At 58.2% G+C, this 12,774-nt stretch carries 8 protein-coding genes; 2 read left to right on the top strand and 6 right to left on the bottom strand.

Features of this window, described 5'->3' with window-relative positions; genetic code table 11:
- Positions 1 to 46 precede the first annotated feature (46 nt).
- From C2L64_RS34045 to dxs, 5 genes are all read right to left on the bottom strand, one after another.
- Positions 47 to 946: a LysR family transcriptional regulator gene (locus tag C2L64_RS34045; RefSeq protein WP_007584326.1), complete on the bottom strand. Its 900-nt coding sequence runs from the start codon at positions 944 to 946 to the stop codon at positions 47 to 49.
- A 112-nt stretch (positions 947 to 1,058) separates the two neighbouring features.
- A complete protein-coding gene (locus C2L64_RS34040) occupies positions 1,059 to 3,884 on the bottom strand; it encodes a 2-oxoglutarate dehydrogenase E1 component (protein ID WP_007584323.1) in 2,826 nt (941 codons plus the stop codon).
- A gap of 450 nt (positions 3,885 to 4,334) precedes the next feature.
- Positions 4,335 to 5,549, bottom strand: a complete 1,215-nt coding sequence (locus C2L64_RS34035) for a porin (RefSeq protein ID WP_051058214.1) — start codon at positions 5,547 to 5,549, stop codon at positions 4,335 to 4,337.
- 301 nt (positions 5,550 to 5,850) lie between these two features.
- Complete coding sequence (locus tag C2L64_RS34030) at positions 5,851 to 6,189, bottom strand: ArsR/SmtB family transcription factor (protein WP_007584319.1); 339 nt, start codon at positions 6,187 to 6,189, stop codon at positions 5,851 to 5,853.
- A gap of 24 nt (positions 6,190 to 6,213) precedes the next feature.
- Positions 6,214 to 7,995, bottom strand: a complete 1,782-nt coding sequence (gene dxs / locus C2L64_RS34025) for a 1-deoxy-D-xylulose-5-phosphate synthase (RefSeq protein WP_007584317.1) — start codon at positions 7,993 to 7,995, stop codon at positions 6,214 to 6,216.
- Positions 7,996 to 8,262: 267 nt separating this feature from the next.
- Here dxs and C2L64_RS34020 point away from each other — a divergent pair, with 267 nt between their 5' ends.
- The gene (locus C2L64_RS34020; RefSeq protein WP_007584315.1) at positions 8,263 to 9,255 is read left to right on the top strand and encodes a hypothetical protein; all 993 of its coding nucleotides are present in this window, start codon (positions 8,263 to 8,265) and stop codon (positions 9,253 to 9,255) included.
- A 57-nt stretch (positions 9,256 to 9,312) separates the two neighbouring features.
- On the opposite strand, the gene ilvB is transcribed toward C2L64_RS34020, so the two are convergent.
- The gene (gene ilvB / locus C2L64_RS34015; protein WP_100216020.1) at positions 9,313 to 11,178 is read right to left on the bottom strand and encodes a biosynthetic-type acetolactate synthase large subunit; all 1,866 of its coding nucleotides are present in this window, start codon (positions 11,176 to 11,178) and stop codon (positions 9,313 to 9,315) included.
- Positions 11,179 to 11,732: 554 nt separating this feature from the next.
- Between ilvB and C2L64_RS34010 the strand changes: the two genes are divergently transcribed.
- A complete protein-coding gene (locus C2L64_RS34010) occupies positions 11,733 to 12,728 on the top strand; it encodes a GlxA family transcriptional regulator (RefSeq protein ID WP_039900812.1) in 996 nt (331 codons plus the stop codon).
- Positions 12,729 to 12,774: the final 46 nt, after the last annotated feature.

Below are 12,774 nucleotides of genomic sequence, written 5' to 3'. Positions count from 1 at the left end.
CAAAGAATGAGTGCGTATCGAGCAACGCCCGCCGACGCCTTTCCGCTCACTTGGCCAACTGCGTCGAATACAACTCCATTAACCATTCGATAAAAATGTCGACCCGCCTCGGCCTCGTCCGGTTAGGCATATACACAACGGAAACCGGCCGGGGATTCGAAGGATAGTCTCGCAACACCATATTCAGCCTGCCAGCTCGTACGTGGGCATCGAGTATGAAGGTGCCGCCCTGTATCAGCCCGAGGCCCGCCAGCCCGCACGCCACGTAGGTATCGGCGTCGTTCACGAGGATCGCGCTCTTCAGTGGAATGGTACGGACCTCGTCCCCGTCGATGAACTCCCAACCTCTGATACGGCCTGACTTCATCGCGTAGCTGACACCGATGTGGTCGCTGAGGTCACTCAATGTAACGGGCTCGCCATGCGCCCGAATATAGTCAGGCGATGCGTAGGTCAGCGTCTTGTAGATACCCACTGTCTTGGCAATCAGTCCCAGTTCGCTCACCGGTCCCACGCGCACCGCGCAGTCAAGCCCATCCTCAATCAGATCGGGGTGTTGATCGGCAATGCTGATGTCGAGTTGAATGTCGGGATTATTGGCGAAGAAGTCCGGCAGCTGCGGGATCACGACGGACTTCGCCACCAGTGAGGGCATGCTCACGCGGACCTTTCCGCTATTGCTTCCCTTCGATGCCTGCGCGTCGGCGTCCATTTCCTCCAGGTCTCGCAGAAGCGCCACGCAACGTTCGTAATAGCGAATGCCCGCATCAGTCGGCTTGCTTCGCCGCGTTGTCCGGTTCAGAAGCTTCACGCCCAAATCCGACTCCAGAGCCTGAACCATACGCGTTACATAGACCGTCGACGTATGCAGTACTTCGGCGGCCCCCGTGAAGCTATTCGATTCGATCACCTTCACGTACGCCTTGATTGCGGAGACCTTGTCCATCGTATGCTTGCGTGTCGCCTTCTATGTTTCGACAATTGACCTGCAGTGCCGTGTGCACTTATCGGGCAAGGCGAATCGGTGTGACCGTGTCCGACTCGCCTTTTCCGCCGTCTTATTCGTCAATCGCTGCGTGCAGGAACTTCTCCTGACGCGCGAGGTGCATCGACTTGTACCCCGGCGCGGTCGATGCGGTCGCCTCAGGTCCGATATAACGCAGTGTTGCAGGTGCCTTCACAATCTCCAGCAGCTGCTCCATGACGAAATTCCACGAACCCTGGTTCTTTGACTCTTCCTGACACCACACCACGCTCTTCAGATTCGGATAGCGCTCCAGTTCCGAACTGATCTGCTTCGCGGGGAACGGATACAACTGCTCAACGCGAATCAAAGCGATGTTGTCCTTTCCGGATTTACGCCGACGCTCGAGAAGTTCGTAATAGACCTTGCCCGAACACAGGATGACCCGGTCGACCTTGGACGCCGCTTCCTTCGTCGGCGATTCGGCGAGGATCTCGTTGAATCGTCCTTTGGCGAGATCATCGAGACTGCTGACAGCCTCCGGGTGGCGCAGAAGCGACTTCGGCGTCATCACAATGAGGGGAACGCGATCGTGCAGCACCGCCTGCATCCGCAGCAGGTGGAAAATCTGGGCCGGCGTCGTGGGCTGGCAGACGCGCATATTGTCCTGCGCACAAAGTTGCAGATAGCGCTCGAGGCGCGCAGACGCGTGCTCCGGGCCTTCGCCTTCCTGCCCATGCGGCAGCAACATCGTCACGCCACTACGTTGTCCCCACTTGGCAGCGCCCGCCGACAAGAAGTTGTCGATCACGACCTGCGCCCCGTTGGCGAAGTCGCCGAACTGCGCCTCCCACAGCACGAGTGAATTTTGTCGAACCACCGAGTATCCATACTCGAAGCCCAGAACGGCACCCTCGGACAACACCGAGTTGGTGACCGAAAACCGCCCCTGGTCATCCGACACGTGCTCCAACGGAACATAAGTGCCTTCTGCCCGACTCGCCCGGTTCTGATCGTGCAACACCGCATGTCGATGGCTGAAGGTACCGCGTTCGCTGTCCTGACCGCTCAGGCGCACGTCGATACCTGCGGAAAGGAGTGACGCGAAGGCCATATGCTCCGCCATACCCCAGTCGAGCGGACGCTTGCCTTCCGCCATGTCACGGCGAGCAGACACCACTCTTCCAACGAGCGGATGCAGCGAATACTGATCCGGAATGCTGGTGATCTTCAGTGCAAGCTTTTGAACGAGGTCCAGCAAGGGCGGCGCGTAATAGATACGGCTGACGTTTCCATCGAGCAGTTGTGGCCAGTTCTCTTCTTCGTTCTCTTGAGCGGCCGGCTTTTTCTCTTCGACCGATTGGGCCGTGTCGAGACGCTCACGGTAGTCATGGACATACTTCTCCACGTCTTCCGCCGTCAGAAGCTGCTGGTCCACCAGTTTCCTCGCATAGAGCGTACGGACGCCAGGGTGACCCGCAATGGAACGATACATCATCGGCTGCGTGATGTTGGGCGTGTCCTGTTCCTGGTGGCCGTGGCGGCGGAAACAAACCAGTTCGATCACGACACTCTTGTTGAACGTCGCGCGAAAGTCGATGGCGAGACGCGTCGCGGCAATCACGGCCTCGGGGTCGTCGCCGTTCACGTGTAGCACGGGTGCCTCGATCATCTTCGCAATGTCGGTGCAATAGAACGACGACCGCACGTCTCTCGGGTCGGAAGTCGTGAAGCCAACCTGGTTGTTCACCACCACATGTATCGTGCCGCCCGTTCCGTAGCCCCGCGTGTTCGACAGGTTCATCGTCTCCATGACGATGCCCTGACCTGAAACCGCGGCGTCGCCGTGGATCTCCACCGGCAGGACCGCACTTGCGCCCTGCCCCAATACTTCAGCACGCGCGCGAGCAATGCCTTGCACAACCGGGTTGACGACTTCAAGGTGCGACGGATTGAACGCGAGCGTCACTTCGGCAGGCCCGGTCGCCGTTGGGAGCCAGCCGGTAAAGCCCTTGTGATACTTCACGTCACCGGCCGGAAGCAGATGCGCGGTCTTTCCCTCGAACTCGTCGAACAGCGCAGCCGGCGGCTTTCCGACAATATTGACGAGAACGTTCAGGCGTCCGCGATGCGCCATGCCGAGAATCGAGCTCTTGACGCCCTTCGTCGCGCCGTATGCCACCAGTTCGTCCAGCAGGACGATGAGCGACTCTCCGCCCTCGAGCGAGAAACGCTTTTGGCCGACATAGCGGGCATGCAGATATTTTTCCAGCCCTTCGGCAGCAGTCAGACGTTCGAGGATGTGCAGCTTGTCGCCGTTATCGAGTGCGGCTTTCGAACGCGACGACTCGAGCCGCATGGACCACCAGTTGCGCTGTTCCGGATCAGCCAGATACATGAACTCGGCGCCCAGCGTTCCGCAATAGGTTTCTTTTAGCGCCTGCATCAGGTCGCCCAGCGTTTCGACCTGGTCCGAAAAGTGAGCACCCGACATGCTGAACTTCGTGTTCATGTCCGCGTGGGACAGATCGTAGTAGCTCGAATTCAGTTCAGGCACTGGCACGGGCGCGGTCCAGCGCAGCGGATCCAGATGGGCATTGCGAGTTCCAACCATACGATAGGCTGAAATCAATGCCTGTACGGCGACCTGCTTGCGGGCGAAACTCAGTACGTCGTTCTCCGAGCGCCCTGCCGTGCGCGTCTGCTTCGCCAGTTCGATGAAACGCGACACGACGGGTCCATGCGCGACGTCACCTGTATCCGATCCATCGACAGCCGGCACGTCCTGCAACGCGTCGAAATAGCCGCGCCAATCCTCCGACACCGTGGTCGGGTCCGCAAGATAAGTTTCGTATTGCTCTTCGACGTAAGGAGCATTGCCTCCAAACAGGAAGGAGGTTTTCCGATTCCGCGTAATCATGGTGATTCTGTCCTCAGTCGGGCTCACACCCGATATCTGTCACAAATCCGAGCCAGACAGCACCTGTTGCTGCCTTGGCCGAGCCAACGCTTTCACAGGTACACGAAGACAAAATCCGACTGCGAAAAGAGGACGCATCTAGCGCCATCCGTTCCGAGTCCAACTGTGCATTACCTCGTGGCTCCTGCCACCAGGTTCCTGTGCCTGCCAGGATCAGCAATCTCTTGACCGCTGATAAGAACAGTTTAGGTTGCGTGAATAGGCACCGTCGCTTTAGCTACGACGGTCTTGGGACATTCACCGCCCGTTTCTGGTCATCGTCTCTATAACGCCAGAATTTCGTGTATTGGACGGGTCGCGTGCGGCGCGAAGGCTGCGATCGGAGCGGAGCCTTTGACGTGCCAAGGCTTCGTTGTTCAGAAGCCCCGGCGCGCATCTATCTAAACGATGTCAAAACCGGTGAATGATCCCTACGCCAGCCGCGAACAGACTACGCGACGAGGAAGGCGTCGACTGAAAGCCATCGCCGATCGTCGCAGTCGCATTGATGATGCTGTGGCCATTCGATCCCAACGTCTGACCATTTGCACGCTGATACGCCTGCAACGCATATACGCCCGTTCTTCTGGATAGGGAGTAGTACTCGGACAGTGTGACCTGTTGATATTGAGCGCTGCTCTTGATGCCGTTCGCTTCCGTAGCGCGTGTGTAACTGTAACCGGCAGCGAAGTCCCACACGGGCGCCGCCTTCCAGTGCAGAACCATCCCGCCAGTATTGAAGGTCGCCTGGTCGCGGAACGCCGAGCCCGCGCCCGGGATGTATTGGACGTTCGTATACGTCGCCGTCACGTCGAACTGACTGTTGATCGTGTAGCCTGCGCCCACCGCGAAGCGCTGTTGCGCCTGCGCTGTCTGGTAGCCATTGGTGACGGCCGACACACCCGTCTGTGCCCCGGCATTCGACGTCGCCGAATCGGCACCGAACGCGCCGCCACCGCGTGTCGAATTGTTGATGCGCGAAAACGCCGCCGCTACACCGAATGCGCCTCGCGTGTACTGGAGTCCGGCTGCCCACGTCGAACCCTGATTCACGCTGCCTGGCACGCCCGCCAACGAATATGAAGCGCTAACCTTGAGACCATACCAACTGGGCGACATGTACTCGATCGTGTTATTCGTACGATAGATCGTGTCCAGCCCATCGAGGTCGCCCGGGTGTGCGCCGTAGAAGCCCGAAAGCCATGTTACCGGGCTGTAGGGTGCGAGCAACTGGTAATACGACGCGTATTGGCGACCTGCCGTCAGCGCGCCGTACCGCTCGTTGGTCACGCCGACAAACGCCTGCCGGTTGAACATCAAACCGTTGACGGACTGCGCCCCAGTTGCACTGTTAAAGCCCTCCTCCAACTGGAACACTGCTTTCGTACCGCCACCCAGATCTTCCGTGCCTTTCAGGCCGAACCGGCTGCCGGCCCATACGCCGTTGATTATCTTGACGGCCGAGTGACCACCCGAGGTCGAGCCCAACGTTGTCTGACTTGATTGATAACCGAAGCCCGTGTCGATGATGCCGTAGAGCGTCACGCTGCTTTGCGCAAAGACAGGTGCAGTTACTGTCATTGCCACGACGGACAGTCCCATTCGGACTTCGAGATAACGTCTCATGATCTTCAATTCCTTTTTGTGTGCGTCGACAGCTGTCGCCTTTGACATCCGGCTCGCAGTCGATCGTTGCTTTTTCCTGGTCCACGCCAACTTTTTCTGCCCGAAAAGCAGTGCTCAGAAGCACCAGCGGGAAACCGGAATCATGCTTTTGAGGGTCAGCAAAAGTGGCTGCTCACTGTATCGTCTACAGTGCTTCGGCGAAGACACGGACGCAGTGGTTCTGAGACATCTTCGTTCCGTTTCTGGTCAGGACTTTTGTATTGAGGAAACGAGATGTTGCATGTGGCCGAAACTTGCTGATCTAGACCTGCTCGCTGATCCGCGCAATATCCGCACAAAGCCATTCGGCCAATTCACGGATCGCGTTCTCATTACGCGAGAAGAACACCCACTGTCCAACCTTTTGCGTTTTGATCAAGCCGGCCCGCTCGAGCTGGGACAGATGGCCTGACACCGTCGACTGCGACAGGCCGCTTCGAGCGTGCAGCATGCCCGCTGACACAGCTCGAAGCGCGCAATACTCAGCTTCCGTAAAGTACGCGTCCGGATCGGCCAGCCACTGCAGTACTTTTCGACGGAATGGATGCGCCAACGCCCGGATGGCTGCATCGAAGTCAATCGTAGTTCTGGTCGTGCTCATTGCTGACATATCCTGTGCGATGCCTCAGACGGCGTCAAAGAGGTCAAAGTGGCGACCAGTGAATACCCGCACCGTCTCGAGTACCCCTGCAGCGTCCAGGCCATTCAGTTCAAGCAGTCTGGAGCGGTCGCCGTGCCGAATGAATTCATCTGGAAGTCCAACACGCAATACAGGCACCGCCAGCCCTTCAGCCGCGATATGTTCGGCACATGCGGCACCCGCGCCGCCCGTCACCGTGCCTTCTTCGATCGTCACGATCACGTCGTGCGATCTTGCGACCGTCAGCAACAAGTCCTCATCCAGTGGCTTGGCGAAACGCATGTCCACCACCGTCGCGTCGATTTCCTGCGCCGCTTCCATTGCGACCGACAGCAGCGGCCCAAATGCAAGGAACGCCACGCGTTGATCACCATGTTCACCCGCTGAGCGGCGAATGATCCCCTTTCCAAAGGGAAGAATCTCGTTCGTGCGTCCGATAACGTCGGAGCCTGTCTTCGCACGGGGATAACGGACGGCGCACGGACCCGGATAGGCGAGCGCCGTGTTCAGCATCAGATAGCACTCTCTCTCATCGGACGGTGTCATCACGACCATGTTGGGAATGCAACGCAGCGCCGCGATATCGAACGCACCAAGGTGAGTTGCGCCGTCGCCTCCCGCTATACCGGCGCGATCGACAGCAAACAAAACGGGCAGTTCTTGCAACGCGACATCGTGAATCAGCTGGTCGTAGCCGCGCTGAAGGAACGTCGAATAGATGGCGACGACTGGCCGCATCCCTTCTGTCGCAAGGCCGGCGGCAACAGTCACCGCGTGCTGTTCAGCGATACCCACGTCGATGTAGCGATCGGGATATCGTTGCTCGAATTCGACCAGACAGGAGCCTTCGCGCATTGCGGGCGTGATACCGATGATTCGATCATCCTTCGCCGCCGAATCGCAAAGCCACTGGCCGAATACCTGGCTATAAGTGCGCTTGCCGCCTGCGGAGGAAATCAATCCATCGACCAGATCGAAAGGACCTGGGCCGTGGTATGCGACGGGATCGAGTTCCGCGCGTTCATAACCGCGTCCCTTCTGGGTCACGACATGGATGACATGCGGACGGGTGCGAGTCTTTGCGTCTCGCAGTACGGCAAGCAGTGTCGGAATGTCATGTCCGTCGATGGGTCCGACGTAGTCGAGACCGAGCGCTTCGAATAGCGAAGATTCGTCATCGCGCCATTTCCCGGTCAGCGACTGAAGATGATCGTTCAGACTACCGACGGCGGGTGAAATCGACATTCCGTTGTCGTTCAGGATGATCGTCAGCGGCAATTCCTTGCAGGAACCTGCGTGATTGAGCGCCTCGTACGCCATACCCGCCGATAGCGCACCATCCCCGATGATTGCCACGGCGCGCGCGCCACGATTGCGCAGTGCCAAAGCCATGCCGACAGCCGCTGATATCGAAGTCCCCGCGTGTCCCACGCCGAACGCATCGTAGGGGGATTCCTCGCGCGTGGGAAAGCCGGCCATTCCGCCCACTTTGCGCACGCTTGCCATTCCCGCTTTGCGGCCGGTCAAAATCTTGTGCGGATAGCTCTGGTGACCGACGTCCCACACCAGACGATCGTTTGGTGTATCGAATGCATAGTGAAGTGCAACAGTCAGCTCGACCACGCCGAGACTCGACGCGAAGTGACCGCCCGTCGTCGATACGCTTTCAAGCAGAAACTCGCGAATCTCGTCCGCAACACGCTGGAGTTTGCTCTCTCCAAGACCCCGCAGTCTTGATGGCGAATCGATGCTGTCAAGTAAACTCATTACATTCCAATCCTGATGTTCAACGAGGCAATCAGGGTCTTCCCAACGCCCGCTGTTTTCAATAGTAAGGTTTCCGCGCGATGATCTTTGGCCATTGTTCACCGACCGCAGGACAAGTTTCGAAAGCGCGTTCTCACGCTCGCGCGAGGCTCGATTTCGAAGCAATCTGGCCTGAATCGACAACAGAAAAAGTTCAACCTCAACGTCGATTCGTGACCTAATTAGCGATGCCGCGCGATATTCCATCAACTTCCACTAACCGCATGTATGCAACACCGGAATGAGTATCTGAACAACGAACATGTCGACGGTTTCATAGCCTATTTATCGAGAGTCCTGTCCGGTCACACCCGGATCAATTTCTCTGCGGCGTTTCCGAAAAACAGGCTGCCCCGTCACTACGAGATGCAATGTCCCGGAAAGGTCGAGAGAGAGACGGCCGGTTCCCTCTATGTCGTCGAGGCAGAGACGCTTGAACAGCTATTCCGCTTTTACTGGTGGAACCACCGCTTCTACGACGAAAACAAAAAAGAGGTCGATGAAGTACGTTCCTGCGTACAGTCCGCGATCGTCGAAGAAGACAGCGAGTTCGCGCTTGAGCTGACACGTGCTGCCTGCAGGAAGGTCATGGAATGGGGGTTCGGACGTGGGACACGCGCGAATGAAAGCAACGTGTCCTGGGCAATGAGCCAGGGCCCATCGCTTATCCAGGTGCTGCGCAATGGCCGCGAGGCGTTGTTGTCCGATGCTCCAGATCTTTCTGTTTTTAACCGCAACCCGGATCCATCGACGCAATGGTCCAAGATGAACTCCGGTTGGACCAAATACTATTCTTTCGCTTTACCCGCACATGTGATTTACGACAGCCGGGTCGGCGCTGCGCTCTGTTATCTCGTCAGGAGATACCTCGAAAGCAGGGAAGCCGAACATCGGGTTGATGCCGTTCCGGAAAGCCTCGCATTTCGATGGGCGCCTGGCCAGGGAGAAAGAAATAGACGCGATGCATCGTGCGGGCCATACAAGTTTGCCCGTCTTTCCGGCGGACCGGCAGGATCGCGGGAATGGGCGCGCGTGAATATCCAGGCGAACTGGATTCTCTCCGCTGCCGTCAGCAGATCTGGTGCAATGTGGTGCTCCGGACCCGAGGGTTTCAGACGCGTCGAGGGCGCCCTCTTTATGCTCGGCTACGATTTGAGTCGCGTCGAACGTTCACAGGCCCACGACGACACCGAACCCACGAACCTGTCCTTTCAGTGGTAGCGAGGATTGCGGGCCGTGCCGAAACACGACCCGCATAGCAACGTCACAAGCACGCTGCTAGAACATATCCGCAACCTGCTGACGCCCGGCACCTTCCCCACCCGCTTTCTGACGATTCCGCGAAGGGATAAACGGCCCGGTGATCATATTCGAGTAGCTCTGGCCCGGCCCGACCATCGGATAGACATCGGCGTTCTGGTCGATCATGACCTCGAGGAAAGCAGGTCCGTCGAAATCGATGAAAGCCTTGAGTTTCGCGTCAAGTTCGCTGATCGCATCGACGCGACAGGCAAAACCAAACCCATCGGCCTGTGCCGCCATCACGAAGTCCTTGCGGTGAAGCGTCTTGTCGCTGACGCATAAGCGGCCTTCGTAATACAGATGCTGCCACTGCCGGATCATTCCATCGCCGAGATTGTTGAGCAGCAGGACTTTGACTGGCACACCGTACGTGCTGGCCGTCTCGAGTTCGCCCACATTCATCCGGATACTGCCGTCGCCGTCGATGTCGATCACGAGGGCATCCGGTTGCGCGAATTGAGCGCCGATCGCGGCGGGCAGGCCGAAACCCATCGTCCCCATGCTCCCAGACGTGAGGAAGTTTCGCGGCTCGACGAAGTCGAAGAACTGCGCAGCCCACATCTGATGCTGGCCAACACCTGTGCTGATGATTGCGCGCCCGCCCGTGATTTGGCTGAGCCGCTCGATGACGTACTGCGGCTGAATCGTCGGACTATGCCTGTCGTAGTTCATGCCGTAGGCCCGCTTGAGGTCCCGCACGTGTTCGAGCCACTCAGAGGGCGCTTGCACATCACGACCGTAACCCATCAGCGACAGAAGCGCGTCCTTCGCATCGCCGACATGAGTCCAGTGCGCCCGCTTGACTTTGCCGATCTCCGCCTCGTCGATGTCGATATGCGCGACGTACCGTGCGCGGGGCGCAAATGCTTCGGGCCGGCCACCCGCGACCCGATCATCGAACCGGGCGCCGACCGCAATCAGAAAATCGCAATCTTCGACCGCGTAATTCGCGCAAGCCGCGCCGTGCATGCCCAACATGCCCAGCGACAACTCGTGCTTCACCGGTATCGCGCCGAGTCCCATCAGCGTCGTCACAATGGGGACTTTGTAGCGTTCGGAAAACTGGCGCAATTCTGCCGTCGCGCCCGCTGCGATCACGCCGCCGCCGACATACAACAACGGCCGCTTGCTCTGCGCGAGTAGCTCAAAGAATTCAGCGCGCTTGTCTTCGCCGAGATCAGCGCCTTTTGCCACCATTCGAAGACGGTCGGAGTAGCCTCGAAACTGCAGTGTCCCATGCCCCTGGTACGTCCCCACCCAGTTCTGGATGTCCTTGGGCACATCGACGACAACGGGACCAGGACGACCGGTGCGCGCAATTTCAAATGCTGTCCGCAGCGTCTGCTCCAGTTTCGTCGGATCGGTAACCAGAAAGACCTGCTTCGCACACGCCGACATGATGTTGAATACGGGCGCTTCCTGAAAGGCATCGGTGCCGATCACGGCACGCGGCACCTGTCCGCAGATAAGGACAACGGGAACCGAGTCGCCGTTGCAGTCGGCGATCGGCGTCACGGCGTTCGTCGCCCCTGGACCGGACGTGACCATGAATACGCCGACCTTTCCGCTTGCACGCGCGTAACCCGCAGCCATGAACCCTGCCGCCTGTTCATTGGCAGGAACAACGAGCTTGATCTGACGCTCGGGATTTTTCTCGTGCAGTTCGTTGAAGCGAAAGACAGCGTCGTACGTCGGCAGGATCGCGCCGCCGCTGTATCCGAACACGGTATCGACGCCCTGTTCGCTGAGCACGCGCAGGATGATGTCGGCGCCCGACATCGGCTCGCCGGCGTTTTCTGCTTTCTGGAATACTTGTGAAGCGACGTTTGGGTTTCGGGTCATGGTTGTCTCGAATGGAACGGGCGCTGATCGTTTCAGCGGCCCAATTCAAAGGCCAATCTCCCTTCCAACTCGAGAACAGCGTATGTTCAGCACCAGCTTGCGGACGATCGACCTGACGGGTTCTCCGTGCATAGCCAACCCATCCAGCACTTTTGTGATGTGCAACCGGAAGAATTGCGAGGGGGTTTCGCTTTCATTGTGACAAGCATTGCGCGCGAGCGATTGCTCAACAGGCGCATTCACGGGCCAAACTGAGACCGTTTTCGGCCATCGCCTTCGCCAGCTTTCTGGTGCACTATTCAAGCGAACGACAGCGGGAAACTAAGGAAAGCTGATTCTGCAGTTACTGACAAAAATAGCAAACCAAGCTGCAAACCTGGCATTCCGGAAAAAATACATTTGAGATTTTCTAATCACGACACAGTGACGGTGAATTCTTACGATAAGCTAATCGACTGCACGTTACCAGGCTTCATGGCATTGCGTGATGCGTTGTAGTGGAGCGTCCAACACGGTTAGCCGTGGGCGTGCTTACAGTCAATGAAGGTCACGAAATGAAAGTCGCCGTTGTCATATTTGATGGTGTGCAAGCCCTGGACGTCGCAGGCCCACTGGACGTGTTCGCCGAAGCCAACACGTTTCTGCCTGAGCATCAGCGATATCAGGTCTCTTTCGTAGGATTCGAAGCAGGCATGGTAACGGCATCCAATGGGATGCAACTCGCCGTGCCCTTCGGCTATGCGGATTTCGACACACAATGTGACCTGCTGTTGATAGCGGGGGGACCGCAGTTGCCCGACTTTCGTCCGCCGGTCCAGTTTCTCGACTGGTTGAGGCGTCAGGCGAACGGCGCGACCCGGTATGGGTCGGTTTGCAACGGCGCGTTCCTGCTCGCACATGCAGGGCTGCTCGATAGCCGCGAAGTGACGACCCATTGGGCCGATGCCGGCCGCCTCGCCGACGACTTTCCTCAAACGTGCGTGCAGCCCGACAGGATTTTCATTCGCGACGGCCGCCTGTTCACGTCAGCGGGCGTTACCGCGGGCATTGATCTGTGCCTGTCACTGGTGGCCGAAGACTGGGGGCATGAGCTGGCCGTGCGCGTCGCGAAACGGCTGGTCGTTTATATCCAGCGTGAAGGTGGGCAGTCGCAATACAGCCCTTACGTCGGCGTGCGCAAGGATGATGATCCCATCATCGGCAAGGTGCAGCGTTACGTGATGGACCACATTACGGACGTGCTCTCGATCGAGCAACTCGCAAGCGCTGTCTCCGTCAGTCGACGCACCTTCTCGCGCCTGTTCGCCAAATATGCAAAGGTGACGCCGTCGGCATTTGTCGAACAGGTCCGTGTGGATACGGCGAGAAAACTGCTCGAAGAAACGGATGCGCCGCTCAAGACCGTTGCGTTCAAATGCGGCTTCCACAGCGCCACGCATATGCGTACAACGTTCGCCCGACGGCTCAATGTGACGCCGAAACAGTATCGGCAGCGCTTTCGTGGCGAAGTGGACGAACACTCGCTGGAGCTTGACGCGATCGCCGAATGAACGGCGTGAATCAGGTCATGTTCGACTTCAAACCGGTACTTCTGCT

The sequence above is a fragment of the Paraburkholderia hospita genome (genome assembly GCF_002902965.1).
Classification (GTDB): Bacteria; Pseudomonadota; Gammaproteobacteria; order Burkholderiales; family Burkholderiaceae; genus Paraburkholderia; species Paraburkholderia hospita.
This window is presented reverse-complemented; position numbering and strand designations above follow the sequence as displayed.

Excerpts from the sequence above, each read along its gene's own strand:
- C2L64_RS34045 (WP_007584326.1), bottom strand. The coding sequence starts at position 946 with ATGGACAAGGTCTCCGCAATCAAGGCGTACGTGAAGGTGATCGAATCG.
- C2L64_RS34010 (WP_039900812.1), top strand. The coding sequence starts at position 11,733 with ATGAAAGTCGCCGTTGTCATATTTGATGGTGTGCAAGCCCTGGACGTC.
- dxs (WP_007584317.1), bottom strand. The coding sequence starts at position 7,995 with ATGAGTTTACTTGACAGCATCGATTCGCCATCAAGACTGCGGGGTCTT.
- C2L64_RS34030 (WP_007584319.1), bottom strand. The coding sequence starts at position 6,189 with ATGAGCACGACCAGAACTACGATTGACTTCGATGCAGCCATCCGGGCG.
- ilvB (WP_100216020.1), bottom strand. The coding sequence starts at position 11,178 with ATGACCCGAAACCCAAACGTCGCTTCACAAGTATTCCAGAAAGCAGAA.
- C2L64_RS34040 (WP_007584323.1), bottom strand. The coding sequence starts at position 3,884 with ATGATTACGCGGAATCGGAAAACCTCCTTCCTGTTTGGAGGCAATGCT.
- C2L64_RS34035 (WP_051058214.1), bottom strand. The coding sequence starts at position 5,549 with ATGAGACGTTATCTCGAAGTCCGAATGGGACTGTCCGTCGTGGCAATG.
- C2L64_RS34020 (WP_007584315.1), top strand. The coding sequence starts at position 8,263 with ATGCAACACCGGAATGAGTATCTGAACAACGAACATGTCGACGGTTTC.